The 25686-nt window shown below is 53.9% G+C and carries 28 protein-coding genes; 11 read left to right on the top strand and 17 right to left on the bottom strand.

The features are described 5' to 3' along the window. Positions 1-135 precede the first annotated feature (135 nt). Positions 136-1302: an MFS transporter gene (locus tag G6Q29_RS10115; protein WP_165465505.1), complete on the top strand. Its 1167-nt coding sequence runs from the start codon at positions 136-138 to the stop codon at positions 1300-1302. A 37-nt stretch (positions 1303-1339) separates the two neighbouring features. Here G6Q29_RS10115 and sodB read toward each other — a convergent pair whose 3' ends face one another. Next, a complete protein-coding gene (sodB, locus tag G6Q29_RS10110) occupies positions 1340-1921 on the bottom strand; it encodes a superoxide dismutase [Fe] (RefSeq protein WP_165465504.1) in 582 nt (193 codons plus the stop codon). Between the two features lie 122 nt (positions 1922-2043). Further along, positions 2044-2802, bottom strand: coding sequence for a C40 family peptidase (locus tag G6Q29_RS10105; protein ID WP_165465503.1), 759 nt, complete (start codon positions 2800-2802; stop codon positions 2044-2046). A 338-nt stretch (positions 2803-3140) separates the two neighbouring features. On the opposite strand from G6Q29_RS10105, the gene grxD reads away from it, so the two are divergent. After that, positions 3141-3488 carry a monothiol glutaredoxin 4 gene (gene grxD / locus G6Q29_RS10100; protein WP_003832760.1) on the top strand — a complete coding sequence of 116 codons (348 nt, stop codon included), beginning with the start codon at positions 3141-3143 and terminating at the stop codon, positions 3486-3488. A 78-nt stretch (positions 3489-3566) separates the two neighbouring features. Here grxD and rnt read toward each other — a convergent pair whose 3' ends face one another. The 5 genes from rnt to eptA all read right to left on the bottom strand — a co-directional run bounded on the left by rnt (position 3567) and on the right by eptA (position 8247). Beyond that, positions 3567-4226, bottom strand: coding sequence for a ribonuclease T (gene rnt, locus G6Q29_RS10095; protein WP_165465502.1), 660 nt, complete (start codon positions 4224-4226; stop codon positions 3567-3569). A 96-nt stretch (positions 4227-4322) separates the two neighbouring features. Continuing rightward, positions 4323-4730: a lactoylglutathione lyase gene (gene gloA, locus G6Q29_RS10090; RefSeq protein ID WP_003857623.1), complete on the bottom strand. Its 408-nt coding sequence runs from the start codon at positions 4728-4730 to the stop codon at positions 4323-4325. A 99-nt stretch (positions 4731-4829) separates the two neighbouring features. Continuing rightward, on the bottom strand, positions 4830-5927 hold the full coding sequence (locus tag G6Q29_RS10085; RefSeq protein ID WP_165465501.1) for an alkene reductase: 1098 nt from the start codon (positions 5925-5927) through the stop codon (positions 4830-4832). Positions 5928-5980: 53 nt separating this feature from the next. Beyond that, entirely contained in the window at positions 5981-6580 is a 600-nt protein-coding gene (locus G6Q29_RS10080; protein ID WP_165465500.1) for a TetR/AcrR family transcriptional regulator, read from the bottom strand. Positions 6581-6621: 41 nt separating this feature from the next. Continuing rightward, on the bottom strand, positions 6622-8247 hold the full coding sequence (gene eptA, locus G6Q29_RS10075) for a phosphoethanolamine transferase EptA (protein WP_165465499.1): 1626 nt from the start codon (positions 8245-8247) through the stop codon (positions 6622-6624). A gap of 147 nt (positions 8248-8394) precedes the next feature. Here eptA and G6Q29_RS10070 point away from each other — a divergent pair, with 147 nt between their 5' ends. The 3 genes from G6Q29_RS10070 to sodC all read left to right on the top strand — a co-directional run bounded on the left by G6Q29_RS10070 (position 8395) and on the right by sodC (position 10179). Beyond that, the gene (locus G6Q29_RS10070) at positions 8395-8634 is read left to right on the top strand and encodes a DUF1289 domain-containing protein (RefSeq protein WP_003857614.1); all 240 of its coding nucleotides are present in this window, start codon (positions 8395-8397) and stop codon (positions 8632-8634) included. A 48-nt stretch (positions 8635-8682) separates the two neighbouring features. Continuing rightward, on the top strand, positions 8683-9579 hold the full coding sequence (locus G6Q29_RS10065; protein ID WP_165465498.1) for an aldo/keto reductase: 897 nt from the start codon (positions 8683-8685) through the stop codon (positions 9577-9579). Positions 9580-9660: 81 nt separating this feature from the next. Continuing rightward, positions 9661-10179, top strand: coding sequence for a superoxide dismutase [Cu-Zn] SodC (sodC, locus tag G6Q29_RS10060; RefSeq protein WP_165465497.1), 519 nt, complete (start codon positions 9661-9663; stop codon positions 10177-10179). Here sodC and G6Q29_RS10055 read toward each other — a convergent pair. The 3 genes from G6Q29_RS10055 to G6Q29_RS10045 are packed head-to-tail and all read right to left on the bottom strand — an operon-like array spanning position 10158 to position 13290. Next, positions 10158-12191, bottom strand: coding sequence for an FUSC family protein (locus tag G6Q29_RS10055; RefSeq protein ID WP_165465496.1), 2034 nt, complete (start codon positions 12189-12191; stop codon positions 10158-10160). The genes sodC and G6Q29_RS10055 overlap by 22 nt on opposite strands. Further along, on the bottom strand, positions 12191-13051 hold the full coding sequence (locus G6Q29_RS10050; protein ID WP_165465765.1) for an efflux RND transporter periplasmic adaptor subunit: 861 nt from the start codon (positions 13049-13051) through the stop codon (positions 12191-12193). The genes G6Q29_RS10055 and G6Q29_RS10050 overlap by 1 nt, the downstream gene beginning before the upstream one ends. 5 nt (positions 13052-13056) lie before the next feature. After that, positions 13057-13290 carry a DUF1656 domain-containing protein gene (locus tag G6Q29_RS10045; RefSeq protein ID WP_165465495.1) on the bottom strand — a complete coding sequence of 78 codons (234 nt, stop codon included), beginning with the start codon at positions 13288-13290 and terminating at the stop codon, positions 13057-13059. Between the two features lie 186 nt (positions 13291-13476). On the opposite strand from G6Q29_RS10045, the gene slyA reads away from it, so the two are divergent. Continuing rightward, positions 13477-13917, top strand: a complete 441-nt coding sequence (gene slyA, locus G6Q29_RS10040) for a transcriptional regulator SlyA (RefSeq protein ID WP_006808997.1) — start codon at positions 13477-13479, stop codon at positions 13915-13917. A 38-nt stretch (positions 13918-13955) separates the two neighbouring features. Here the strand turns inward: slyA and G6Q29_RS10035 are convergent, their stop codons facing one another. Beyond that, on the bottom strand, positions 13956-15317 hold the full coding sequence (locus G6Q29_RS10035; RefSeq protein WP_165465494.1) for an MASE4 domain-containing protein: 1362 nt from the start codon (positions 15315-15317) through the stop codon (positions 13956-13958). 193 nt (positions 15318-15510) lie between these two features. Next, positions 15511-15978, bottom strand: a complete 468-nt coding sequence (slyB, locus tag G6Q29_RS10030; RefSeq protein WP_003857604.1) for an outer membrane lipoprotein SlyB — start codon at positions 15976-15978, stop codon at positions 15511-15513. 255 nt (positions 15979-16233) lie between these two features. Here slyB and anmK point away from each other — a divergent pair, with 255 nt between their 5' ends. From anmK to pdxY, 5 genes are all read left to right on the top strand, one after another. Further along, complete coding sequence (gene anmK / locus G6Q29_RS10025; RefSeq protein WP_165465493.1) at positions 16234-17358, top strand: anhydro-N-acetylmuramic acid kinase; 1125 nt, start codon at positions 16234-16236, stop codon at positions 17356-17358. Positions 17359-17451: 93 nt separating this feature from the next. Continuing rightward, the gene (gene mliC / locus G6Q29_RS10020; protein WP_006808994.1) at positions 17452-17775 is read left to right on the top strand and encodes a C-type lysozyme inhibitor; all 324 of its coding nucleotides are present in this window, start codon (positions 17452-17454) and stop codon (positions 17773-17775) included. Positions 17776-17832: 57 nt separating this feature from the next. Further along, positions 17833-18489 (top strand): pyridoxamine 5'-phosphate oxidase, encoded by a 657-nt coding sequence (pdxH, locus tag G6Q29_RS10015; RefSeq protein WP_165465492.1) that lies wholly within the window; start codon positions 17833-17835, stop codon positions 18487-18489. A 125-nt stretch (positions 18490-18614) separates the two neighbouring features. Then, positions 18615-19889, top strand: coding sequence for a tyrosine--tRNA ligase (gene tyrS, locus G6Q29_RS10010; RefSeq protein WP_165465491.1), 1275 nt, complete (start codon positions 18615-18617; stop codon positions 19887-19889). Positions 19890-19955: 66 nt separating this feature from the next. Further along, positions 19956-20816 (top strand): pyridoxal kinase PdxY, encoded by an 861-nt coding sequence (gene pdxY / locus G6Q29_RS10005; RefSeq protein ID WP_165465490.1) that lies wholly within the window; start codon positions 19956-19958, stop codon positions 20814-20816. A 91-nt stretch (positions 20817-20907) separates the two neighbouring features. Here the strand turns inward: pdxY and gstA are convergent, their stop codons facing one another. The 5 genes from gstA to rsxG all read right to left on the bottom strand — a co-directional run bounded on the left by gstA (position 20908) and on the right by rsxG (position 25682). Beyond that, entirely contained in the window at positions 20908-21513 is a 606-nt protein-coding gene (gstA, locus tag G6Q29_RS10000; RefSeq protein ID WP_165465489.1) for a glutathione transferase GstA, read from the bottom strand. Between the two features lie 105 nt (positions 21514-21618). Beyond that, positions 21619-23127, bottom strand: coding sequence for a dipeptide/tripeptide permease DtpA (gene dtpA, locus G6Q29_RS09995; protein ID WP_165465488.1), 1509 nt, complete (start codon positions 23125-23127; stop codon positions 21619-21621). Positions 23128-23740: 613 nt separating this feature from the next. After that, complete coding sequence (nth, locus tag G6Q29_RS09990) at positions 23741-24376, bottom strand: endonuclease III (RefSeq protein WP_165465487.1); 636 nt, start codon at positions 24374-24376, stop codon at positions 23741-23743. Then, positions 24373-25059, bottom strand: coding sequence for an electron transport complex subunit E (locus G6Q29_RS09985; protein WP_165465486.1), 687 nt, complete (start codon positions 25057-25059; stop codon positions 24373-24375). Before G6Q29_RS09985 ends, nth begins: the two co-directional genes overlap by 4 nt. Positions 25060-25061: 2 nt before the next feature. Then, complete coding sequence (rsxG, locus tag G6Q29_RS09980) at positions 25062-25682, bottom strand: electron transport complex subunit RsxG (RefSeq protein WP_165465485.1); 621 nt, start codon at positions 25680-25682, stop codon at positions 25062-25064. Positions 25683-25686: the final 4 nt, after the last annotated feature.

The raw sequence follows: 25686 nt of genomic DNA, 5'->3' as shown, positions 1-25686 counted from the left end.
TCTCTTGCCGCTATTGTTACCTCTACGGCAAAAATCTTTTGCCAAAATGTTAACTTCTCATTTTTTGTGATTAATGTCATGCTTTTGACTTCTTAATTCTGTGCCGGGTTATGGCACGGTATCCGGAGTCTCTTCATGAAAATCAATTTTCCCCTGCTGGCCCTGGCGATTGGCGCCTTTGGGATTGGCACCACTGAATTCTCCCCGATGGGATTATTGCCCGTTATCGCCCGGGGGGTGGACGTCTCTATCCCTGCGGCCGGTATGTTAATTAGCGCCTACGCAATCGGCGTGATGGTGGGCGCGCCGCTGATGACGCTGCTGCTTTCGCACCGCGCGCGCCGCAACGCGCTGATTTTCCTGATGGCAATTTTTACTCTCGGAAATGTGCTTTCCGCGATTTCGCCCGATTACACCACGCTGATGCTTTCGCGCATTCTGACCAGCCTCAACCATGGTGCCTTCTTCGGACTGGGCTCCGTTGTTGCCGCCAGCGTGGTGCCAAAGCATAAGCAGGCCAGCGCGGTAGCCACTATGTTTATGGGCCTCACCATCGCTAATATCGGCGGCGTTCCCGCTGCCACCTGGCTGGGAGAAGCCATCGGCTGGCGTATGTCTTTCCTCGCAACCGCCGGACTGGGCGTGGTCGCAATGGTCGCGCTGTTCTTCTCACTGCCGAAAGGAAGTGCGGGAGAACGTCCGGAAGTGCGTAAAGAGCTGGCGGTGCTCATGCGTCCTCAGGTGTTGTCCGCGCTGCTCACCACGGTGCTGGGGGCCGGGGCGATGTTTACGCTCTACACATATATCTCCCCGGTACTGCATGACATTACCCACGCAACGCCACTGTTTGTTACCGCGATGCTGGTGCTTATTGGCGTCGGGTTCTCGATTGGCAACTATCTCGGCGGGAAATTTGCAGACCGCTCCGTCAGCGGGACGCTGAAAGGTTTTTTAACGCTGCTGATTGTCATCATGGTGGCGATCCCGTGGCTGGCACGTAACGAAGTGGGTGCCGCGATTGCCATGGTGGTGTGGGGCGCCGCAACCTTCGCCGTGGTGCCACCGTTGCAGATGCGCGTAATGCGCGTTGCGCACGAAGCGCCGGGGCTCTCTTCGTCCGTGAATATCGGTGCGTTTAACCTGGGCAATGCGCTGGGAGCCGCAGCGGGCGGGGCGGTGATATCCGGTGGTTTGGGTTACAGCTTTGTGCCGGTGATGGGGGCGATCATTGCCGCACTCGGCCTGCTGCTGGTGATGATGTCTGGTCGTAAACAGCCTGAAGCGGCGTGTACGGCGGAATAAACAAAAACGCAGAAGGGCTGCCCCTTCTGCGTGTCTCTTATGCGGCGAAGTTCTTCGCAACAAATTCCCAGTTAACCAGTGCCCAGAAGTGTTCCAGGTAGTTCGGGCGCGCATTACGGTAATCAATGTAGTAAGCGTGTTCCCATACGTCCACGGTCATCAGCGGCGTTGCGCGGGTGGTCAGAGGGGTACCCGCATTAGAAGTGGAAATGATAGCCAGTTTGCCATCGGCCTCTTTTACCAGCCAGGTCCAGCCGGAGCCAAAGTTTTTAACGGCGGCGTCAGTAAATTTCGCTTTGAAATCCGCAAAACTGCCGAACGCGGCGTTAATCGCTGCGGCTAACTCACCGGCAGGCTCTCCACCTGCATTTGGGGCCAGGCAGTGCCAGTAGAAGGTGTGGTTCCAGACCTGAGCGGCGTTGTTGAATACGCCACCGTCAGAACTGCGCACGATCTCTTCCAGCGTTTTGCCTTCAAAATCGGTGCCTTTGATCAGGTTATTCAGGTTGGTGACATAGGTCTGGTGATGCTTGCCGTAATGGTACTCCAGGGTTTCCGCAGAAATGTGCGGGGCCAGAGCGTCTTTTGCATACGGTAGTGCAGGTAATTCGAACGACATTGCTTCTCTCCTTATAGTTTTATACGTTGCCAATAACCCTACAGACAACAAGGACAGAATAGCAAATTGAAAGGGTATGCAAAAGAGGAACTTACCCTGCCGTGAAGGCGGCAGGGCAGGGGTTAGCGGATGGTTTTTGGCGTCATGACACGGCGTGCGCCCACATAGTGGCGTACCCAGTAATCTTCGCTGAGGGAAGTGATCTGAATATCCTGACCGCTGCGTGGTGACTGGATAAATTTACCGTTACCCACATACACCCCAACGTGATCGGCCGTGCCACGCCCCTGGGTTCGGAAGAACACCAGGTCGCCATTTTGCAGTTCGCCACGATTTACAGGCGCGGCGTCACGCAGATGGTACATCTCATTGGCGGTGCGCGGAATGCGGAACTTCACCAGATCTTTATAGGCGTAATAGACCAGCCCACTACAGTCAAAACCCGTGCGGGGAGAGGTGCCACCCCAGCGATACGGTTTACCAATTTGACCCATCAGTTTGTTCATCGCCGTTTTTTGCGCTTTCTGCATGCGAGCTTTATGCACCTCAGCCAGCTTCGTCACCTTCGCGCATTTCGTTTTATGGCCTTTGCGCACGGTGCACTTTTCATTAACCAGGCTGGCGGTTTTACCGGAGGTTTTGTGCGTGCCGGAACGGAGAGTTTTGGTTTTACTGGAGGCGGTCTTTTTGGTCTGAGAGGTCGTTTTCTTTTTTACGGTCTTGCTGGTGGTTTTTTTCTTACGTTCTGTGCTTTTTGCCAGATGCGTTTTTTGTACAGCAGAATGCCGCGCCTGTTCGGAGGCGTTCGCCGCTGGCGTAAATGAGAGTGTGGTAAACAGTAAAGCACAGAGCGTCATCGAGATTTTAGTTATCCGCGCCACTGGGCAGTCCCCTGATAAGTGCAGGCTACAATGCATACCCGCGTGAGATTGACAAAACTTGTCGATTCTAATCCATAAAATCAGAAGAAGTTAATAGCATTTTTCATTCAAAAATCGTGTTTCGTTAGCAAGTGCAAAAAAATTCGCCATTCTGTTGTCCGCTTGTTCGCTCTTTAAGCAAAACCGCACCGCGTCTGGGGATAAACGACATTAGCAATGCAACTTTATGCGATAAGCGATAAAATAATTAGACGTGACAAAAATGTTATTTTCCGATGTCGGCCTGACCCGCTACAATGTCAGACTGATGCCGTAACAGAAGTTAAAGGAAGCAAGACATGAGCACCACTATTGAAAAAATTCAGCGCCAGATCGCTGAAAACCCGATTCTCCTGTACATGAAAGGTTCTCCGAAGCTGCCAAGCTGCGGCTTCTCCGCGCAAGCGGTTCAGGCGCTGTCCGCCTGTGGTGAGCGTTTTGCTTACGTTGATATCCTGCAAAACCCGGACATTCGCGCTGAACTGCCAAAATACGCAAACTGGCCGACCTTCCCACAGCTGTGGGTTGATGGTGAACTGGTTGGCGGATGCGACATCCTGATTGAAATGTATCAGCGCGGCGAACTGCAACAGCTGATCAAAGAGACTGCCGCGAAGTATAAAACCGAAGAGCCGGACGCTGAATAAATTTTCTGCGGATATAAAAAAGCGACCACACTATGTTGGTCGCTTTTTTTTGTCCTGTGCGGCTGTTGATTACCCAATCTACGATTGAAGATCGGCCTCGTCGCCCATCGGCAGCGGCCAGCCGCCCAGACGTTTCCAGCGGTTGACGATCTCACAGAACAGCTCCGCCGTACGCTCGGTATCGTATAACGCGGAATGCGCCTGGGTGCCGTCAAACGCAATACCTGCCGTGATGCAGGCTTTAGAGAGCACGGTTTGCCCCAGCGCCAGGCCGCTCAGCGCGGCGGTGTCGAAGGTCACAAACGGATGGAATGGATTACGCTTCAGCGAGGCGCGCTCGGCGGCAGCCATGGTGAAGCTGTGATCGAACGTAGCGTTATGGGCCACCATGATGGCGCGGCTACAGTCATTCTCTTTCATGCCTTTGCGCACCGTTTTGAAAATGGCGTGCAGCGCCTCGTATTCGCTTACCGCCCCGCGCAGCGGGTTTGTCGGATCGATACCGTTAAAGGCCAGCGCCTCTGGCTGTAAGTTTGCCCCTTCAAAGGGTTCAACGTGGAAATGCAGCGTGGTGTCCGGTACAAGCCAGCCCTGTTCATCCATCTTCAGCGTGATGGCGGCAATCTCAAGCAGCGCATCGGTTTTAGCGTTAAATCCGGCTGTTTCTACATCAATGACAACAGGATAAAAACCACGAAAACGGTCGCACAGACCGGTAAATTGAGCGTTATCGGACATCAGGGTCTCTTACAAGGGGGAAAAAGCAGTGCGCATTATGGCAAATTTTAAGCGGGGATGCAGCAAAACAACGGGCGCATAGCGCGCCCTGCGGGATCAATTGCCCAGACCGCGACCAGCGTCTTTGGCTTCGATCAGTTCGATTTTATAACCGTCCGGATCTTCCACAAACGCAATTACGGTGGTACCGCCTTTAACCGGACCGGCTTCACGGGTGACGTTACCGCCATTGCTGCGGATACGTTCGCAGGCTTCGGCGGCGTTATCCACTTCAAGCGCGATGTGGCCGTAAGCCGTACCCAGCTCGTAGCTGTCCACGCCCCAGTTGTAGGTCAGCTCGATGACCGCTTCATCAGATTCCGGGCCGTAACCGACGAACGCCAGAGAATATTTATATTCCGGATTTTCGCTGGTGCGCAGCAGCTTCATGCCCAGAACGTTAGTGTAGAAATCGATGGAACGTTGCAGGTCGCCAACGCGCAGCATGGTGTGAAGTAGGCGCATAATTTCCTCATTAACCAGTGGAATGGATTATCTTTTTGAACAGAAACGATGTTTTAGTATAGCGGCGAAAGGCCGCCGCTATCAATGTACAAAGCGGGATTACAGTGAAGGGTAGTCGGTATATCCTTCCGCGCCGCCGCCATAGAAGCTTTCTGGGCGCTGCGGATTCAGTTCGGCTTTCTTCTGCAAACGGGCAACCAGATCCGGGTTTGCAATGTAATCGCGGCCAAAGGCCACGGCGTCGATCAGGCCTTTACCGATCAGATCCTCGGCTTTCTCTGCCGTATACGCACCCGCCCCGATAATCACGCCGTGGAAGCGCTCGCGCACTTTCTGTCGGAAGGCTTCACTGTAAGGCTTGCCGCCTGCCCAGTCCGGCTCGGACATGTGCAGATAGGCGATACCGCGTTTCGCCAGCTCTTCAATCAGATACAGCGCGTCTGCTTCTTCATTCGGACCGTTGTCGACGTTCTGGAACGTACCAATCGGAGAGACACGAATACCAATGCGGTCTGCGCTCCACTCATTACAGACAGCATCCACCACTTCAAGTACCAGACGCGCGCGGTTTTCAACGCTGCCGCCGTACTGGTCGGTACGCTGGTTGGAAGACGGGGACAGGAACTGATGCAGCAGGTAACCGTGCGCAGAGTGAAGCTCAACCAGGTCGAAGCCCGCTTCACGGGCGTTGGCGACGGCCTGACGGAAATCATTCACGATACCCGGGATCTCGTCCAGCTCCAGCGCGCGTGGCGTGGTGGTGTCGACGCGGATCGCATTACCGTTTTCATCGCGCAGGGAAGTGCGGGTATTGGCGTTCAGGGCAGAGGCAGATACCGGCGCCTGACCGCCAGGCTGGATGCTGCTGTGTGAGATACGACCGGTGTGCCACAGCTGAACCGCAATCCGGCCTTCTTCAGCATGAACACCTGCGGTGATTTTTTTCCACGCGGCGATCTGTTCCGGGCTGTGCAGACCCGGCGCACCGGCGTAGCCTTTTGCCTGGGCAGATATCTGCGTGGCTTCGGAAATAATCAGGCCCGAGCTGGCGCGCTGACGATAATACTCACCCATCAATGGCGTTGGGATATCGCCTGGCTCGATGCTGCGCAGACGGGTAAGTGGGGCCATAAATACGCGGTTTGGTGCAGTAACGGCACCCACTTTCAGAGGGGTAAACAACTTTTCATCGGACATAATGGCTCCTGAGTAGACCAGTCGACTAGTAAATAGGTAAATAAAAACGCCGGCTAAACGGCAGGCGCGTTAATACAGTTTTTCACATGCGCCAACGCGCTTTCGAGCGGCACGGCGCTGCGAGACATTTTTGCTTGCAGGTTGGCGCCTAACCAGAGGGAATAGAGCACCTGTGCCTGCGCGAGCGGATCGCCGGAGAAGGAGAGCGTTTTTTCAGTGCGCCCGTTCTCCAGCGCCTGAGCCAACAGGGCAATAACGCCGCTGGCTCCTTTATCCATGGCGGTGCGCATATCTTCGGAGAGATCGCACACTTCGGCAGACAGTTTTACCGTCAGGCAGCCGCTGATGATGCCCTGCTGACAGAACTGCGTCAGCGTCTCCTGATAGTAGTTCAATACACGATCCCGGTAGTTGCCCTCTCCGCTGGCAAAGTGGGTTGCCAGGCGCTGATGGTAGCTGGCATAGTGCCGCTCCAGCATGGCAACGCCGAACGCCTCTTTAGATCGAAAATAGTGATAAAACGATCCCTTAGGCACTTCAGCGGTTTTTAATAACTCGCTCAGCCCCATCCCGGTAAACCCGCGATGCATGCAAAGGCGCTCGCCGGTAGCCAGCAAATGTTCTCGCGTATCGTGTTCAGTGTGTCTGCTCATGCCTTAACTCTAATAGACCGTTCGGTCTAATGCAAGCCCGCTTAGCGACGACACTGCGACAGAATATCCAGCTGCGGCTGATAAACCGCTGATTTTACGTCCATCATGCCCAGAACGGTGGCGAATAAATTGTCCTGTGAGACCACCTCTTTTGCGGCATGGTCACGCAGGCAATCCGTGTTTACGCCAAAGTTTTTCGCATAATCCGGGGAGAGCCAGAACATAAACGGAATATGCGTTTGCTGTTCCGGGGCCAGCATGTACGGCGTACCGTGCAGGTAAATTCCGCTTTCGCCCAGCGATTCACCGTGATCGGAGAGGTAAATCAACGCCGTGTTCATGCTGGCCTGCCGGGTTTTCAGCGCGTCGATGGTTCGGCTGACCACGCTGTCGGTATACAGAATCGAGTTGTCATAGGTATTGATCAGCGACTGATGATCGCAATCCTGAATTTCATTGGTATCGCAGGTTGGGGTAAACCTGCGGAAGCTGTCCGGGTAGCGTTTGTAATAGGCCGGACCGTGGCTGCCCATCAGGTGAATAACCAGAACCGTATCCTGCTTTATTCCATCCAGCACATTGTCCAGGCGGTACAGGTTAACGTCGTCGATACAGGATTTGTCCTTACAGAACTGATCCAGTTTCCACTGGGTCATGTCCGTGTGCGGGACGCGGTCGCAGGCGCCTTTACACCCGCCGTCGTTGTCGCGCCACAGCAGGTTGAATCCGGCATGGTTAAGTACGTCGAGCAGACCTTCCTGATGATGGGCGAGGTCCGCGTCATATTTTTTCCGCGTCATGCCGGAGAACATGCAGGGGACGGAAACGGCGGTTTCCGTGCCACAGGAGGAGGCCTGCGGGAAATTGATGACAGCCTGCTTTTTCAACTCGGGGTTAGTTTCACGCGGGTAACCGTTTAACGAGTAGTTTGCGGCGCGGGAGGCTTCGCCTACCACCACAACCAGCACGGTTTTCTTGTGTTGACCAGAAATCAGCGCCCCTTTATGGGCATCCTCCCCAATGCGGACCAGCGTTTGGTCGCCGGCAAACCAGCGCATTTTGCTGTATTTCACCACGGCGCTCACGTAATTCGCCGGGGTGACCATTTTGACGATGCTTTTATTATTGCGGAACAACGAAGCATAGTCTTTATAAAACACTGACGCGACCAGGATGATCGCCAGCAGCGCACCCAGCATCGCGGCGAAACGCGTCAGGAGGGCATACCACCATTTTCCGGTGCGAATGCGCGTCAGGGCTAAAATAATCGATGGAACCAGACCCGCCACAATCAGCCACAGGAGCATCTGTGGCGTCACCAGGGCAGTCGCTTCCTGAGAATTAGTTTCGAACACGTTCACAATCATGTTCTGATCGATAACCGCGCCATAGGTATACATAAACCAGGTTGCGGCGGCGCATCCCAGGGTCAGGACTATCATGAGCGGCTTGCGTATATAGGGAATATTCAGCAGGCTAAAAACAATGACCCAGCCGCAGAAGAGCACCAGCGGTATGCTGGCAGCAAACAGGACATCGTGCAGACGCGCAGGCGCAATGATCGACCAGCTGCGCTGGATAAACAGTGCATTCAGTACGGTAAAGAAAAGCGCACAGCCCAGCGTAAATTTTATATCGTTACAGTGTAACTTTTTAGTGAACCACATGATAACCAAACCATTCATAATATCAATGTGGCGAGTATAAGAAGGAAAGATTAGCGAAACCTTAATGCTCTGTTTGTGGCGGACATCCTTGCATGCAATCCATTTAGGGTCTTCACTGTAGGGAATAATAACGTTCTGGAGGTTGGTGTGGCAGAGCAACTGGAATTTTTCCCTGTCCAGAGCCCGTGCCGGGGTATTTGCCAGGTTGATGAACGAGGATACTGCCGTGGCTGCATGCGCACGCGCGATGAACGTTTTAACTGGCAAAATTTCAGCGACGCGCAGAAGCAGGAGGTCTTACGGCTCTGCCGACAGCGTCTGCTGCGCAAAATTCGTGCAAATAAAGCGGTTGAACCCGAAGAACCTCAGCAACCTTCACTGTTTTAGCAGGGTAATTGCGTATACTGGTGACATGACTTCCTTGAGGAAAATGTTATGGTTCAGCGTATTACCCTTGCCCCGCAGGGCCCGGAATTCTCCCGATTTGTTATGGGCTACTGGCGTCTTATGGACTGGAATATGTCTCCGGTCCAGCTGGCGGATTTTATAGAAGAACATCTCGATCTCGGGATCACGACCGTCGATCACGCTGATATTTATGGCGGCTATCAGTGCGAGGCCGCCTTTGGCGAAGCGCTAAAGCGTACGCCAGCGCTGCGTGAACGTATGGAGATTGTGACCAAATGCGGTATTGCCACCACAGCAAAACCGGAGCATGCGCTTGGGCATTACATCACCGACAGCGCGCATATCGTTAAAAGCGCCGAGCAGTCACTGATCAACCTGGATACCGATCGTATCGACCTGCTGCTGATCCACCGTCCCGATCCGTTGATGGATGCGGATGAGGTCGCGGAAGCCTTCCTGACGCTGCACCAGAGCGGCAAAGTGCGCCATTTTGGCGTGTCTAACTTCACCCCGGCACAGTTTGCGCTATTGCAGTCTCGCCTGCCGTTTACGCTGGCGACGAATCAGGTGGAGATCTCGCCTGTTCATCAGCCGCTGCTGCTGGATGGCACGCTCGACCAACTGCAACAGCTGCGCATCCGTCCAATGGCATGGTCCTGCCTGGGAGGCGGCCGCCTGTTTAACGATGAAGCATTCCAGCCGTTGCGTAACGAGCTTGAAACGGTGGCCCGCGAACTGAATGCGGAGAGCATTGAGCAGGTGGTTTACGCCTGGATACTGCGCCTGCCGTCTAAACCGCTACCGATTATTGGCTCCGGCAAAATTGAGCGCGTCCGCGCTGCGCTTGTTGCTGAAGAGCTGAATATGACGCGTCAGCAGTGGTTCCGCATCCGTAAGGCGGCGCTGGGCTACGACGTACCCTGAGTACGCCTGAGCCTGACTTTCCGGTGAAATCTGCGCCTCTGGTATAAACTTAAGGTGCAAAAAATAACCCGTGGAGGTCATATGAAGCGTTTTGCTCTGGCAATGGTCACGCTGGTTGTTTGCGCAGGGGCGCAGGCAGCCAGCGAGGACGTTGAAATGAATCTCGTCACTTCTCAGGGGATAGGTCAGTCCATCGGGACGGTGAAAATCACCGAAACCGATAAAGGGCTGGAATTTGCTCCCGATCTCAAGGCTCTTCCACCCGGCGAACATGGTTTTCACGTTCATGCCAAAGGCAGCTGTCAACCCGCAATGAAAGAGGGGAAACCTTCAGCCGCGGAGGCCGCAGGAGGGCATCTCGACCCGCATAACTCCGGTAAGCATGAAGGCCCGGAAGGGATGGGGCACCTCGGCGATCTGCCGGTGCTGGTGGTAAATAACGACGGTAAAGCCACCGATCCGGTTGTGGCGCCACGACTCAAAAAGCTTGAAGAGGTCAAAGGCAAGGCGCTGATGGTCCACGTGGGCGGCGATAACATGTCCGATCAGCCTAAACCGCTCGGCGGCGGCGGGGCGCGCTATGCCTGCGGGGTGATCTGATCGCCAATCGTTCCGGGTGGCGGCGCCTGCTCAAGCTGTGACAGGGAGCAGTGCAGCCGCCAGATAATCGACGCCAGATCGCGGGCCGCAGGCTGATGATGGTGCGCCAGCGTGTCGCATATACGCTGAAGTTCGACGAGCGTGACGCTCAGGGGGCGCTGCTGAACCCCGCGCTCGCTCATCACATTGCGGAGCATAGAAATACAGTTATCACGGACCTGCGACAGCGGATCGGAACGCGTCTCCCAGGCGCGCAGCTGCCACACCACGTGCGAACAGTTTAGCAGCACCACGCCCCAGCGCAGTAGCCAGCGACGGGAGAGTGAATCCTGGCTGTTGTTCAGCTGGCTGACATGATGGTAAACCAGCGATTCATACTCGCTTTCGCGCAGGTATGGCCTGCGGCTCAGCTGATCCACGAACTCTCTGCGTAACTCCCTAATATGCCTGCGGCTTTTGCGTGCGTCAGACCCCGGGCGTAACACGGCGAAAGCCAGCCACGCCAGCCCCACGCCGAGGATCTTCGCCAGGTTGTCATTGAGAAAATCAGCGTAATCATAAACCGGTGGATTCGTTACAGAGATAAATGAGCCCATAAAAACAATCAACTGGCCCCACAGACCGGCAAATTTCGGCATTTGCAGCTTGAGCAACTGCATGGTGGTCAATAGCGGGAAGAGAAACAGCAGAAATTGCCAGAGGTCGGTTATCTGCACCATCAAACCAAATTTCACCACGAAGCTGAACAGCGACAGCAGTACCAGCGTACGCAGCAGAAGCGTCAGGGAATTAAAGGGGGAAGCGGCGACGGAATAGAGCACACAGCTGATTGCCGCAAGCGTCAGGGCCGCACTGCCCGCCTCCCATTGGGTGGTGATGGCCCATGCGCCCACGGTTGTCAACGCGCAAAACGTACGAAAACCGCTCCACAGCGCCTCCATTGCGTCGGTATGGCGTGCCAGAGCAGGACGACCGGGAACGGAAAATTCGGTGACGGGCGTGGCATTTTCGACGGCTTTTAACCAGCGGCTGCTGCGCAGATACAGGCGGCAGAAATAGTTCAGACGCTGCCAGAACGCGCGGTGCCGGTAGTCATATTCATCCGTTGGGGCGAGCGGCGCGATAATGCGGGCCACGGTATAGCTATCGGCATCCGGACGCGCAAGGGCGGCGAGCAGCGCCTCGATAATCTCCCGAGTCTGGGCTGGCGGCGAAGGCCAGTTCAGCAACATCCGACGAAGGCTTGAGATTGCACTCGTCATGCGCAATTGCTGGTGCAGTAGATAGTTCAGGAGCGTATTCTGGCGACGAAAGCGGTAATGGCTCCAGAAAGCCTGGATGCGCAACAGGTTCATGGTCAGGATCTGGCCGATGACTTTTTCGTGTGCAAGACGCATATCATCATTACTGTCGGGCTGCCAGAGCAGGCTGGCATGTTCCAGCAAACGTGCGTGCATCGTTTTAAGGGCGGTAATAAGCGCAGTGCCATCTGAGGTACTGGGCAGGATCATCATCATGAGACCCCCGCACAGAATGCCGACCATCACTTCGCACACGCGTGCCTGAGCGATATCCCACAGCTCGGTGGTATCCAGCACGTTGACAACTGGAAAGGCGATAATGGCCGCGGTATAACCCGCCAGCTGAAACGCGTAGGCAACGTTATTGGTAAAGTGGGCACAGGCCCAGGTACACAGCCCCAGCCATGCCGACATGCTTAACAGGAAGAGCCAGGGATCGTTCAGGGTATGCCCGGCAAGGAGCAGGGCGGCGGTCGCCCCCAGCAGGCTACCCACCACGCGCCCAAGGCTTTTACTAATAACACCACCGACGGTAGGGAAGCTGACGACTGCCGCAGAGGTCATTGCCCAGTAGGGTGCATCCAGATTCAGATAGTAGGCAACCGTAAGCGCAAGGCACATGGCGATGCCGTTGCGCAGCGCGTAACGCCACTGCGGACGTGTCGCTTTTATCCAGGGCGTATTGCGCCAGGAGAAAGCCCCCAGGTTCATTATCGCGACCCGATGGAGACAGTGCAGGTCGTGCCAGAGACCAGGGTAATATCTTTCGGCAGTTGATCAAACTCGACGCGAACAGGTACCCGCTGAGCCAGACGTACCCACGGTACGTTAGGTTTAATGTCGGGCACCAGGCCAGAATCGGTTTCCACGCTCTGATCGTAAATTGCCCGACCTATGCTGCTTACGTGACCCTGTAACGTCTCAGAGCCGCTGTAAAGCGTGATCCGTGCAGGCGCTCCCTCGCGGATATGGCGCAGCTTAGTCTCTTCAAAATAACCTACAACATAGAAAGAGTGGCTATCGACCAGGGCAAAAACCGGCTGTCCGGTGGTGGCATAATCCCCCACACGGGTAGACAGGCTCGTGACCCATCCCTCCACCGGGGCTTTGACCACTGTCTGAGTCAGTTGCCACTCGGCCTGTTTCAGCGTTGCCTCCGCAACCTTCAGGCTGGCCTGCATGCTTTTCACATTGATATTGGCCGTATCGAGATCTTCCGCAGAAATGTAATTCCTCGACAGATGTCGGCGGCGGTCGGCTTCGTTATTGGCTTTTGCGAGATCTGACTGAGCTTTAGCGAGCTGCGCCTGGGCATTAAGCACCGCAATATGAAAAGGGGTTTCATCGATGCGGAATAACACATCGCCCGCGTGAACGAACTGATTGTCCTTCACCAGAAGCGCGCTGATACTACCGGACACCTGTGGCGTAATGCTGACCTGTTCCGCACGGATCTTGCCATCACGCGTCCAGGGCGACTGCATGTAATAATTCCAGAGCCACCAGCCGGCCACCAGCGCCAGTGCTAAAACGATAAGAGTGGAAAAATATTTTAACGTTTTCAAAGCAATTCTCACTACACGGTTAACAGGGCAAGGCCAAGACAGACGGAGAGGGTAAAAAGGGAGAGATCCATTAACATGGGGTGCCAGATTTCACCGGAATACATCCAGTCGCGCAGCAGGCGGTGCGCAATGAGCCAGATCACAAAACCGACCATGACGGCTTTAAACAGTGGCGGAAAGTAGACCGATGCGCCAACAATCAGATCCTGGAGGGGCAACCCTGCGGAGAAGGAAAAAAACGTCACAAGCAGCGATCCTTTGCAGTGGAATGAGGGCCACAATGGCATTTTTCAATGCGATGGCGCATACCGTTCAGTGTAAATCAACCTTTCAGGAATGATGAATACCGTGATTGCATTTGTTTTGGCAATACAAATACTGCAAACTATTCTAAAATCACTATAATCACTTAGCAAGCTAATTATAAGGAGATGAAATTGGAATCGCCATTAGGTTCTGATCTGGCAAGGTTGGTACGCATCTGGCGTGCTCTGATTGACCATCGCCTGAAACCTCTGGAACTCACACAGACGCACTGGGTTACGCTGCATAACATACATCAGCTTCCGCCCGATCAGTCACAGATCCAACTGGCAAAAGCGATTGGTATTGAGCAACCGTCTCTTGTGCGTACCCTTGACCAGCTGGAAGAGAAGGGACTCATCTCCCGGCAAACCTGTGCCAGCGACCGTCGCGCCAAGCGGATAAAGCTGACGGAAAAAGCGGCCCCGATAATTACCGAGATGGAAACCGTCATCAGTAAAACGCGAGGGGAGATCCTGGCCGGAATTTCCCCCGCTGAGCTGGAGATGCTGATCGGCCTCATCGCCCGTCTCGAACAAAATATTCATGACTTACAGTCACGCGACTGACATGGGTAACAGGCCTTGCTCATTCAAGGCCTGCATCATCATTTGAACACCACCACCCGGTTGCGGCCCGTTTCTTTTGCCTCATACATGGCTTTATCCGCGCTTTCCACACAGGTTTCTGCACTGATTTGCGGTGACGTGGCGGTAAATACGCCCATACTGATGGTAATCGGTTCCGGAAGATGACCACCGCTGCTGGCTTTATCGTAACCGCTCAATTTGAGACGTATACGTTCGGCAACCTGTTGCGCAAGATCGGAAGGGGTATTTGTCAGCATGAGCACAAATTCTTCGCCGCCTATCCGCGCCGCGATATCCTCTGGTCGCACCGAGTCGGTCAGCAGATTAGAAACAAACTGTAAAACCTTATCCCCCTGCAAATGGCCGTAGCAGTCGTTAATCCGCTTGAAACGGTCAAGATCGCTTACGATCACCGAGACCGGGTGCGCCATTGTTGCTGTACTCAGTGCATGATGTAATGAATCATAGAAATAGCTGCGATTATAAAGACGGGTAAGGGGATCGCGGATCGAGTTTTGATAAGACTGCTGGTATTTTACATGCGATTCACGATACAAATTAAATACGTCAGAAAGTAAGATGAAAATAATCATTAACGTAGCGACAGTTTCGAATAACCGCGCCCGGTACCATGAAATATCTTCTGCGTGTCCCCCTAACAAAAGCATTAACAGCGTGACGATGTAACACACACATAAAAAATTGCCGCCCACCCAAAACAAATTCCTCACTTGAGTAATGACCATCAGGATGATTAATGTTATTACCCACAGGACGATCAGAATGATATTGATCGCATGGCTCCAGAGAACCATAAACTGGCGAGTTTCATTATCCACCAGGTCCAGTGTGAGTAGGGTTGAATGGCTGGAATACATCATCGCCAGTCCCAGCATACAGCCCGTAAAGAGCGAGGTGCCCATAACGATACCAAGATGGGTGCTTCGTGAGAGTCCAGAATTCCGCAGGGCATACAGTAATGCCGCAACGATTATCAGCACCGCCATCAATAAGTGTCGGAACATATAGAAAATCATTGCGTCGTTATAGTTCGCCTCATTGAACTGATAGAGGTCGAGCCAGGCCGGGAAGCTGGACAATGTTCCTGCCATCAGTAACGCTGAGCCGGCAAAAGCCAGCGCAATTGGAACAAGATACAACCGCCTCCTGTCGCACCAGTATTTCATTGCCATAAAACAGGCTATAAACAGATGGAATACCAAAAGAAAAATAGTCAGCGTAGGGAAAAACAGGGGAGAAAACGAAGGAACCCATTCAACAAGTTTAATAAATAAAGCTTGTAATAAAGCAATGATAACAAAGCATACAAGTGCGAAGGCTACAAAACGGTTTTTTACAAATCGACAGATCGCAAGCATAGATAATTTTAATAATAAAAAAGAAAAAGAGATTGCGAAGAGTCTACGGGAGGCGGATAAAAAATACTTTGCGCAGGGACAAGAACGGATGAAATCTAATATTCACCGTGTGAATGCGTTCAGCAAATAGATTTATTTAAATAATGATTTTTATGAATGGATGTGGTCCGAAGAGACCACATCCATCAGGATATTAGCGCGGGGAAACGGTGACCTGGCTACCATTGCTTGCCAGCACAACACGCTGGCCAGCAGAGAAACGAGTATTACCCTGTTTCTGTACAACCATAATGGTGCTGCCATCATCCTTACGGATTTCCAGTTCAACGCCTTGAGTTTTGTTCATCGCGCCCTGAACGCCCTGACCTGCTACGCCGCCAGCAACTGCGCCCGCTGCGGTCGCCAGAGAACGTCCGGTGCCTCCGCCAATGGTATTGCCCAGGAAACCGCCCAGCACAGCACCACCGATTGCGCCCACTACGTTCGTGTCATCGCCACCCTGGATCTGAACAGGACGGGCATTAACGATAGTACCGTATGTCACGTTCTGTACCTGTTTAGCTTCTGAAGCACTATATACGTCGCCGGAGAGTGAACTGTCATTCACACAACCCGCCAGTGTTAAACCAATCAGCGAAACGCCCAGTACACGTAAAATCATTTGACTCTCCTGTTCACCAAAAAACGCCCGGTTGGGGCATCCGTTATGGCTAAATTATATGGCATTCCTGACCACAGTTCATATCTTTGCATGCCGAATAGGCAAATTTTACTTGGTTGTGGCTTAACGGGACATAAACAAAAACTGCCTGTGTGACAGATCTGAGATTGTTAAAAATTATTATTACCGCATAGCAAAGCCGCGTCATTTATGATGGAGTGTTTGCATTTAGCCCACTTAACGTAAGGAAAGCGCATGAAATCGGGTCGCTATATCGGTGTGATGTCTGGTACCAGTCTTGATGGTGTGGATGTCGTTCTGGCCGCCATTGATGAGAACATGGTGGCGCAGCAGGCAAGCCTGAGCTGGCCTATTCCGGTCTCGCTAAAAGAAGAGATTCTGAACATCTGCCAGGGGCAGCAGCTGACGCTTTCCCAACTGGGCCAACTGGATGTGCGTCTGGGGGCGCTGTTTGCTGATGCGATACTGGCCTTGATGCAACAAGAACGACTCCACCCGCAGGATATCGTGGCAATAGGCTGCCATGGGCAGACCGTCTGGCATGAACCTGTCGGCGAGGCGCCGCATACGATGCAAATTGGCGATAACAACCAGATTGTGGCAAAAACCGGCGTGACGGTGGTAGGCGATTTCCGTCGTCGCGATATGGCCCTTGGTGGGCAGGGGGCGCCACTGGTTCCTGCATTTCATCAGGCGCTGCTTGCGCACCCGGAAGAGCGCAGAATGGTCCTGAACATTGGCGGGATCGCCAACCTGTCGATGCTCATTCCCGGTCAGCCCGTGCGCGGGTACGATACCGGACCCGGTAATATGTTGATGGATGCCTGGATCTGGCGTCAGAGCGGTAAACCCTATGACAAAGACGCGCAGTGGGCCAGCCAGGGGAAAGTGATCCTTCCCTTGCTGCAAACCCTGTTAAGCGATCCTTTCTTTGCTCTGCCCGCGCCGAAAAGTACGGGGCGAGAATATTTCAACTACGGCTGGCTTGAACGTCAGCTGGCACGATTCCCCGGCCTTGCACCTCAGGATGTGCAGGCTACGCTGACTGAGCTCACCGCCGTGTCGATTTCTGAACAGGTGTTGCTGAGCGGCGGATGTGAGCGTTTGTTGGTATGCGGAGGCGGCAGCCGCAACCCGCTGCTGATGACACGCCTCGCCGCTCTGCTGCCGGGCACCGAAGTCACGACAACTGATGAAGCCGGGATCAGCGGAGACGATATGGAAGCGCTGGCTTTCGCCTGGCTTGCCTGGCGTACGGTTGCCGGTCTGCCGGGGAATTTACCCTCCGTTACCGGTGCGCGGGAGGCGAGTGTCCTCGGCGCCATTTTCCCCGCAAACCCGCGCCATAATCAGAGTTAACTGAAATTCAGCAGGAGTTGTAACCCGTAAAATAGGGAAAAACAGGAGGGCGGTTAGGCCCTCCAGGACCAGGATAGTCTTCGGAAACTGCCCATGAAAAAACTCCTTCTTATTGCTGTACCTTTTCTTATGACCGGATGCAGCGTCTATAACCAGTTCGTTGAGCGTATGCAGACCGATACGCTGGAATACCGTTGTGATGAAAAACCGCTGACGGTGAAGCTGAACAATCCTCGTCAGGAAGCCAGCTTTGTTTACGATAATAAATTGTTAACCCTGAAACAGGGGATGTCGGCCTCCGGTGCGCGCTATTCAGACGGGATCTACGTCTTCTGGTCGAAAGGCGACAGCGCCACCGTCTACAAGCGAGACCGTATTGTGCTGAACAATTGTCAGCTCGAAAATCCGAAGCGTTGAGATTTTTGAAGGGGGCGCGCACAATAGCGCCACCCAATCTCACTTTCAGCTAACGCCATGTCAGATAACGACGAACTACAGCAAATTGCGCATCTGCGCCGTGAATACACCAAAGGCGGTTTGCGCCGCCAGGATCTTCCCGCCGAACCGCTGGTGCTTTTTGAACGCTGGCTGAAGCAGGCCTGCGACGCGAAACTGGCTGACCCGACGGCGATGGTCGTTGCCACGGTTGATGAAAACGGTCAGCCGTATCAACGCATCGTTCTTCTCAAGCATTATGACGAGAAAGGGCTGGTGTTCTACACCAACCTTGGCAGCCGCAAAGCGCATCACCTGGAAAATAATCCGCGTATTAGCCTGCTCTTCCCGTGGCATATGCTTGAGCGCCAGGTGATGGTCACCGGCAAGGCGGAGCGTCTCTCTACGCTGGAAGTGGTGAAATATTTCCACAGCCGCCCGCGCGACAGTCAGATCGGTGCCTGGGTCTCTAAACAATCCAGCCGAATCTCAGCTCGCGGCGTGCTGGAGAGTAAATTCCTCGAACTCAAACAGAAGTTTCAGCAGGGTGAAGTACCGCTGCCGAGTTTCTGGGGCGGGTTCCGTATTCCCATTGAACAAATGGAGTTCTGGCAGGGCGGTGAACACCGTCTCCACGACCGCTTTTTATACCAGCGCGACAACGGCGGCTGGAAAATAGACCGACTGGCGCCGTAAACCCTGAAATTTGTTGTGTTAAGCGCTAGCGCACACCGCGCTGGCGCTTTATTCTATGTACCTTTCGCACCAGGCGAAAAGTCGTGTACCGGCAAAGGTGCAGTCGTTTATACATGGAGAATTTGATGGCAAGCAGTAACTTGATTAAACAATTGCAAGAGCGGGGCCTCGTGGCTCAGGTGACGGACGAAGAAGCGTTAGCTTCGCTGCTGGCGCAAGGCCCGATCGCGCTCTATTGCGGCTTCGATCCTACCGCTGACAGCTTGCATTTGGGGCATCTTGTTCCGTTGTTATGCCTGAAACGCTTCCAGATGGCCGGCCATAAGCCTGTCGCACTGGTTGGCGGTGCAACCGGTCTGATTGGCGACCCAAGTTTTAAAGCCGCTGAGCGTAAGCTGAATACCGAAGACACCGTGCAGGAGTGGGTGGATAAGATCCGTAAACAGGTTGCACCGTTCCTCGATTTCGACTGCGGTGATAACTCTGCGATTGCGGCGAACAACTACGACTGGTTTGGTGGCATGAACGTGCTGACGTTCCTGCGTGACATCGGCAAACACTTCTCTGTTAACCAGATGATTAACAAAGAAGCAGTGAAACAGCGTCTTAACCGTGACGATCAGGGTATCTCTTTCACCGAGTTCTCCTACAACCTGTTGCAGGGGTATGACTTCGCTTGCCTGAACAAGCTGCACGGCGTCTCTCTGCAAATTGGCGGTTCCGACCAGTGGGGTAACATCACCTCCGGTATCGATCTGACCCGTCGCCTCCACCAGAACCAGGTGTTTGGTCTGACCGTGCCGCTGATCACCAAAGCCGACGGTACCAAGTTCGGCAAGACCGAAGGCGGCGCGGTATGGCTGGATCCGAAGAAAACCAGCCCGTATAAATTCTACCAGTTCTGGATCAACACGGCGGATGCCGACGTTTATCGCTTCCTGAAGTTCTTCACCTTTATGGATATCGAAGAAATCAATGCCCTGGAAGAAGAAGACAAGAACAGCGGTAAAGCGCCACGCGCCCAGTACGTGCTGGCGGACGAAGTGACTAAACTGGTTCACGGCGAAGAAGGCCTGGCGGCGGCGAAGCGCATTACGGCGAGCCTGTTCAACGGAACCCTGAGCGATTTAAGCGAAGCGGATTTCGAACAGCTGGCGCAGGATGGTGTGCCAATGGTGGAGATGGAAAAAGGCGCGGACCTGATGCAGGCGCTGGTGGACTCCGAACTCCAGCCGTCTCGCGGTCAGGCGCGTAAAACCATCGCCTCTAATGCAATCACCATTAATGGCGAAAAACAGGCCGATCCGGAATACATTTTTACCGAGAACGACCGTCTCTATGGTCGCTACACGCTGCTGCGTCGCGGTAAGAAAAATTACTGCCTGGTCTGCTGGAAGTAATTAAAAGTATGCAGGGGCGTGGGAAACCACGCCCCTTTTGTTTTGACAGGGTTTGGTAAGTACAACATGAAGAACATCCTCGCCATTCAATCCCACGTTGTTTTTGGACATGCTGGCAACAGCGCTGCGGAATTTCCAATGCGCCGCCTCGGCGTTAACGTCTGGCCCCTCAATACCGTCCAGTTCTCGAATCACACCCAGTACGGTAAATGGACCGGCTGCGTGATGCCGCCGACGCATCTGACGGAAATCGTTCAGGGGATTGCGGATATCGACCAGCTCAAACGCTGCGACGCCGTACTGAGCGGCTATCTGGGCTCGGCGGAGCAGGGAGAACATATTCTCGGCATCGTGCGCCAGGTGAAAGCGGCAAACCCCGCGGCGAAGTATTTCTGCGATCCGGTGATGGGACATCCGGAAAAAGGCTGCATCGTAGCGCCGGGGGTGGCGGAGTTCCATGTTCGTCACGCGTTGCCCGCCAGCGACATTATTGCGCCCAACCTGATTGAACTTGAGATCCTGTGCGAGCATCCGGTCAACAGCGTAGAAGAGGCTGTACGCGCTTCTCGCGAGCTGATCGCCCAGGGGCCAGAGATTGTGCTGGTGAAACACCTGGCACGCGCAGGGTTGAGCCAGGAGCGTTTTGAGATGCTGCTTGTGACGAAGGATGAAGCCTGGCATATCAGTCGACCGCTGGTGGATTTTGGAACACGTCAGCCTGTCGGGGTCGGGGATGTGACCAGCGGTTTGCTGCTGGTGAAGCTATTGCAGGGCGCGAGCCTGCGCGATGCGCTGGAGCACGTCACCGCAGCCGTTTATGAAATCATGATTGCGACGAAGACGATGCAGGAATATGAGCTCCAGGTCGTCGCGGCGCAGGATCGTATCGCGCAGCCTGAGCACTATTTCAGCGCAACTCGGCTCTAAATTATGCCGGGTGGCGCTGACGCTTACCCGGCCTATCACTTCCATTGGCAGATGCAAGCGCTAGCGCTACCCGGCAACACAGGCCGCTCGCTTAATTCAACCCTTCCGCTTTCAGCGCCGCCGCCACCGCAGGACGCTCCGCCACGCGCGTCATATACGACGCGACATGGTCTAACCCTTCCATGTTCAGCTTAACCGCGCGCGCCCAGCGCAGAACGGTAAACAGATAGGCATCGGCGATGGTGAAACGCGAGCCACAGATCCACTGGTCGTCTCTCAGCGCGTCGTTAACGTACTGCAACTTTTTCTCCAGCAGCGCGCGCACGGTAGGTTTGTACTCTTCCGGCGTGTCCGGGCGGAACAGGGGCGTAAAGCCTTTGTGCAGTTCGGTGGCAATATAGTTCAGCCACTCCAGCGTTTTATAACGCGCAATGCTGCCGGTGGGGGCAAGGAGCTGACGATCCGGTACGTTGTCCGCCAGAAACTGCATAATCGCCACCCCTTCGGTCAGCAGGGTGCCATCATCCAGCAGCAGGGCCGGAACCTGGCCTTTTGGGTTAATCGCAAAAAAGTCATCCCCGTTTTCCAGACGCTTTTTCATCAGGTCAACGCCGTCCAGCGTGAAATCTTTACCGCTCTCGCGGAGAGTAATATGGGAAGCAAGAGAGCAGGCGCCCGGTTTATAGAACAGTTTCATCGGTAACTCCTTTTTGCTGAGGTTCCAGCTATGTTAGTGCGCGTTCGGATAAAAAAAAAGCCGCTAATCAATTAGCGGCTTCTGTTCAGTCGTTTCCCGATGACATTACGCGTTCGCGGTTTTGATCGCTTTAGCGGATTTGTCGTCGTCCTGCGTCATACGATTCAGTTTAGGTGCGGTCAGCAGCATCAGCACGGCGATCACGGCGGTCGCGATACCAATTTGCATGAACACGGTGCCGTAGACATTCAGGGAAACCAGCGGGTCGGTAACGTTTTCTGGTACCGCCATCAGGTTCGCAATCTTACCGGCAATAATGGCTGCGCCAGCGGTAGTCAGGAACCAGCTACCCATAATGAAGCCCATCAGACGCTGAGGAACCAGCTGTGCAACCATCGCCAGGCCCAGACCGGAGATCATCAGCTCGCCGATGGATTGCAGCGCATAGCTCAGGATCAGCCAGTTAACCGATACGATACCCGCGTCGGTCGCGAATTTCGTCCCCAGCGGCAGCACCAGGAACGCGCCAGAGCACAGTACCATACCAATGGCGAACTTGTGCGGCATAGGCAGACGGTCGCCCATCTTGTTATAGATAGCGGCCAGAATCGGGCTACCAATCATGATCCAGAACGGGTTCAGAGCCTGATACTGCTCCGGCTCGAACGCGATGCCCAGGATGGAGTGCTCTACGTTGCGGATAGCGAAGAAGTTCAGAGACGTTGGCATCTGGCTGTACAGAACGAAGAAGATGATCGCTTCCAGCATCAGGATAAATGCCACAATCATCTTACGACGTGCCGCACCCTGCATCGCAAAGGCTTCTTTTGCGAAGATAATCACGATACCCAGCGCAACCACGCCCAGTACGGCACGTGCAACGCCCTGGTTATGCAGCAGCCAGGTGGCGACAGCCGCCAGGATCACAATGCCGACGATGGTTGCCAGCAGTTTGCCCATGTGCACAGGTTCGAAGTCTGGTTTTGAACCGTAGTCTTTAACCCAGCTACGGCAGAACAGGAAGTTCACCACGGTGATCAGCATACCCACGAAGCTCAGCGCAAACGCTACGCTCCAGCCGAATTTGGCGGCCAGCCATGGGGTTGCCAGCATAGAGAAGAAGGAACCGATGTTGATGGACATGTAGTACATGGTAAATGCACCGTCCAGACGTGGGTCATCTTTGCTGTAGCAGGTAGAAAGCAGGGAAGACGGGTTCGCCTTAAAGAGGCCGTTACCTACCGCGATGGTAGCCATGCCCATGTAAACCACACCTGCATCGTGCCCGGACCAGGCGACCAGACCATAGCCAATCGCCAGAACAACGGCGCCCAGCATAATGACACGTTTAGTCCCAAGGACTTTATCGCCTAACCAGCCGCCGATAGCGACCAGGCCATACACCAGGGCGCTGAAGGAAGAGAACAGCGTGATGGAATCGGCTTCAGACATACCCAGCTGTTTAACCAGGTAAACCGCCATGATCCCTTGCAGGCCGTAGTAACCAAAACGTTCCCATAATTCGATAGAGAAAATGAGATAGAACGCTTTAGGCTGTTTGAAAGCGTTAAGACTGACGCTCTCATCTGTTGGTTTATTGTTTGCAGTAGACACATATACCTCTTTTTTTACATCCCATATTAACGGGGGTGTTCATAGCGTGATGACCGTAGTCCATCCGCTTTATAGTTATATTGGGAGGGGAAACGGCGGGTAATGTTCACTATCCAGCCCCATCTGGCAATACGTTTGTAATAATCTGTTACATATAACTCTGGCGGTATAATCATCGGTTCATGCAAATGTTATACAGCGTTAAATCTCATCCGTTCAAAATTGATGGTTTTTTTCACTGTAATCGACCCTGTTTAATGGCTGTATGGCGATATGTTCTGCTATTTTGGGTGAATGGCAGTGATATAGCCCATATTCTGAAAAATGACTGGTCTTATGTGCGGTGTGGAATCGATGAAATCTTGTCTGACAAAGGGGTTGGGCGGGTTTTGACAACAAAAATCCAACATCAGGTTATCAGAGTGATCGCGATCACAGATGTATAGAAATTTTTGGTGATGAAAAAACTATTAACCTGTTTGAGTGTTAAATGACCGAAGAACCACCAATGCGTCCACGAGAACAATAGGGTAATTTATGGTCAATCGGGAAAATATCAGAGCCCTTGTTAATTTTAAGGGCTTGAACAGATACGAAGTAAGGTGGTTTACGCTCAGGGATAGACTTTTTCTTTGTATTCGCAGAGATCTTCGATAATGCAGGAACCGCAGCGTGGTTTACGCGCAATACAGGTATAGCGCCCGTGAAGGATAAGCCAGTGGTGGCAGTCCACCTTAAATTCCGCTGGAACCACTTTCAACAGCTTCTCTTCGACCTCTTCCACGTTCTTACCCGGCGCAAACCTGGTGCGGTTAGAGACGCGGAAGATATGGGTATCCACAGCGATCGTCGGCCAGCCAAACGCTGTGTTCAGCACCACATTTGCCGTTTTACGCCCGACGCCCGGCAACGCTTCCAGCGCAGCCCGATCCTCCGGGACTTCACCGCCGTGTTGTTCCAGCAGGATACGGCAGGTCTTAATGACGTTTTCGGCCTTACTGTTAAACAGGCCGATGGTCTTGATATAGGATTTCACCCCTTCAACGCCCAGCTCCAGCATGGCCTGCGGTGTACTGGCGACGGGGTAGAGCAGGGCCGTGGCTTTATTTACGCTCACGTCCGTCGCCTGCGCAGAGAGCAGCACCGCGATCAACAGTTCAAACGGCGAATTAAAATTCAGCTCTGTCGTTGGATGAGGATTCTCGTCGCGCAGGCGCGTCAGGATCGCAATGCGTTTCTCTTTATTCATACTACTTTCTCTGGGATCCCTTCCTGCACGCTGCGTTCAGCGGCGCGGCGTTTACGTTTTTCATCAATCAGGTATTTTAATGCCAGCATCATCCCAAGGCCAATGAAGGCGCCTGGCGGTAGCATGGCGAGCAGGAACGGGGTGTCCGTATGGAAAACCTCAATACGCAGCGACTTCGCCCAGCCGCCAAGCAGCGCGTCCGCACCGTCGAAGAGCGTACCGTTGCCCAACATTTCACGCAGAGAGCTGAGAACAAACATCGCGGCAGTCGCGCCCATGCCGATGGAAAACCCATCCAGCGCGGATATGGCCGGATTGTTTTTCACCGCGAAGGCTTCAGCACGGCCCACGACAATACAGTTAGTCACGATAAGCGGAATGAAGATCCCGAGCGACTGGTACAGGCCAAATGCGTAGGCATTGATCAGCATTTGCACCACGCTGACCACCGACGCAATGATCATGACATAGATCGGAATACGGATTTCCGACGGCGTCCAGCGGCGCAAAACAGAAATGGAGAAATTGGTCAGGGTGAGTACCAGCGTGGTCGCCAGCCCCAGCCCCAGCGCATTGGTGGCGGTAGACGTCACCGCCAGCAGCGGACACAGTCCCAACAGCTGTACCAGTGCCGAGTTGTTCTTCCAGAGACCCTGGACAATAACCTCTTTAACCTGGCTCATGATCACTCCTCACAGGTAGAAAGGTGATTGATTTGCGCGGGCAGCGTTTCGGCATACAGCCCGGCGCGTTTGACGGCGTTGACTACTGCGCGGGGTGTAATCGTGGCGCCGGTGAACTGATCAAATTCGCCGCCATCTTTTTTCACTGCGAAAGCGGGATCGTCCTCGCCATGAATCATCTTCCCGGCAAAGTGTAATATCCAGTCGCTTAAGCGCGTTTCAATTTTGTCGCCAAGGCCCGGCGTTTCGTGATGCTCCGTCACGCGAGTGCCCAGCACGGTACCGGAAAAATCGCTACCCACCAGCAGTTGAATGGCGCCAGAGTAACCGTCCGGCGCGGTGGATTCCATGACGGCGCCCACGGGATTATCGCCCTTGCGGGCAATATAAACGCGATGGGAGCCTTTACCGAGCTGCGGAGCCTGCACGACAAAGCAGCTTTTTTGCAGGTCATTATCGTAGAAGTCTGATGGGATCACCTGATCGAACAGCGCCTTTTGCTGCTTCATTGCCTGCTCTTCAATGGTGGTTTTCGTCAGTTCATTTACCAGCGCGGTCAGCCCGGTGAGGGCGGCGGCGAAAATCGCCAGCGTGACGCCGTGTTTTTGCATTGTCTTAAGCATGGCG

It is taken from the genome of Enterobacter cloacae (assembly GCF_011078175.1).
Taxonomy (GTDB): domain Bacteria; phylum Pseudomonadota; class Gammaproteobacteria; order Enterobacterales; family Enterobacteriaceae; genus Enterobacter; species Enterobacter cloacae_Q.
This window is presented reverse-complemented; position numbering and strand designations above follow the sequence as displayed.

Bases quoted from the DNA above. Each gene is read 5' to 3' on its own strand.
- G6Q29_RS10115 (WP_165465505.1), top strand. From the start codon at position 136: ATGAAAATCAATTTTCCCCTGCTGGCCCTGGCGATTGGCGCCTTTGGG.
- sodB (WP_165465504.1), bottom strand. From the start codon at position 1,921: ATGTCGTTCGAATTACCTGCACTACCGTATGCAAAAGACGCTCTGGCC.
- grxD (WP_003832760.1), top strand. From the start codon at position 3,141: ATGAGCACCACTATTGAAAAAATTCAGCGCCAGATCGCTGAAAACCCG.
- rnt (WP_165465502.1), bottom strand. From the start codon at position 4,226: ATGTCCGATAACGCTCAATTTACCGGTCTGTGCGACCGTTTTCGTGGT.
- gloA (WP_003857623.1), bottom strand. From the start codon at position 4,730: ATGCGCCTACTTCACACCATGCTGCGCGTTGGCGACCTGCAACGTTCC.
- G6Q29_RS10085 (WP_165465501.1), bottom strand. From the start codon at position 5,927: ATGTCCGATGAAAAGTTGTTTACCCCTCTGAAAGTGGGTGCCGTTACT.
- G6Q29_RS10080 (WP_165465500.1), bottom strand. From the start codon at position 6,580: ATGAGCAGACACACTGAACACGATACGCGAGAACATTTGCTGGCTACC.
- eptA (WP_165465499.1), bottom strand. From the start codon at position 8,247: ATGTGGTTCACTAAAAAGTTACACTGTAACGATATAAAATTTACGCTG.
- G6Q29_RS10065 (WP_165465498.1), top strand. From the start codon at position 8,683: ATGGTTCAGCGTATTACCCTTGCCCCGCAGGGCCCGGAATTCTCCCGA.
- sodC (WP_165465497.1), top strand. From the start codon at position 9,661: ATGAAGCGTTTTGCTCTGGCAATGGTCACGCTGGTTGTTTGCGCAGGG.
- G6Q29_RS10055 (WP_165465496.1), bottom strand. From the start codon at position 12,191: ATGAACCTGGGGGCTTTCTCCTGGCGCAATACGCCCTGGATAAAAGCG.
- slyA (WP_006808997.1), top strand. From the start codon at position 13,477: ATGAAATTGGAATCGCCATTAGGTTCTGATCTGGCAAGGTTGGTACGC.
- G6Q29_RS10035 (WP_165465494.1), bottom strand. From the start codon at position 15,317: ATGCTTGCGATCTGTCGATTTGTAAAAAACCGTTTTGTAGCCTTCGCA.
- slyB (WP_003857604.1), bottom strand. From the start codon at position 15,978: ATGATTTTACGTGTACTGGGCGTTTCGCTGATTGGTTTAACACTGGCG.
- anmK (WP_165465493.1), top strand. From the start codon at position 16,234: ATGAAATCGGGTCGCTATATCGGTGTGATGTCTGGTACCAGTCTTGAT.
- mliC (WP_006808994.1), top strand. From the start codon at position 17,452: ATGAAAAAACTCCTTCTTATTGCTGTACCTTTTCTTATGACCGGATGC.
- pdxH (WP_165465492.1), top strand. From the start codon at position 17,833: ATGTCAGATAACGACGAACTACAGCAAATTGCGCATCTGCGCCGTGAA.
- tyrS (WP_165465491.1), top strand. From the start codon at position 18,615: ATGGCAAGCAGTAACTTGATTAAACAATTGCAAGAGCGGGGCCTCGTG.
- pdxY (WP_165465490.1), top strand. From the start codon at position 19,956: ATGAAGAACATCCTCGCCATTCAATCCCACGTTGTTTTTGGACATGCT.
- gstA (WP_165465489.1), bottom strand. From the start codon at position 21,513: ATGAAACTGTTCTATAAACCGGGCGCCTGCTCTCTTGCTTCCCATATT.
- nth (WP_165465487.1), bottom strand. From the start codon at position 24,376: ATGAATAAAGAGAAACGCATTGCGATCCTGACGCGCCTGCGCGACGAG.
- G6Q29_RS09985 (WP_165465486.1), bottom strand. From the start codon at position 25,059: ATGAGCCAGGTTAAAGAGGTTATTGTCCAGGGTCTCTGGAAGAACAAC.
- rsxG (WP_165465485.1), bottom strand. From the start codon at position 25,682: ATGCTTAAGACAATGCAAAAACACGGCGTCACGCTGGCGATTTTCGCC.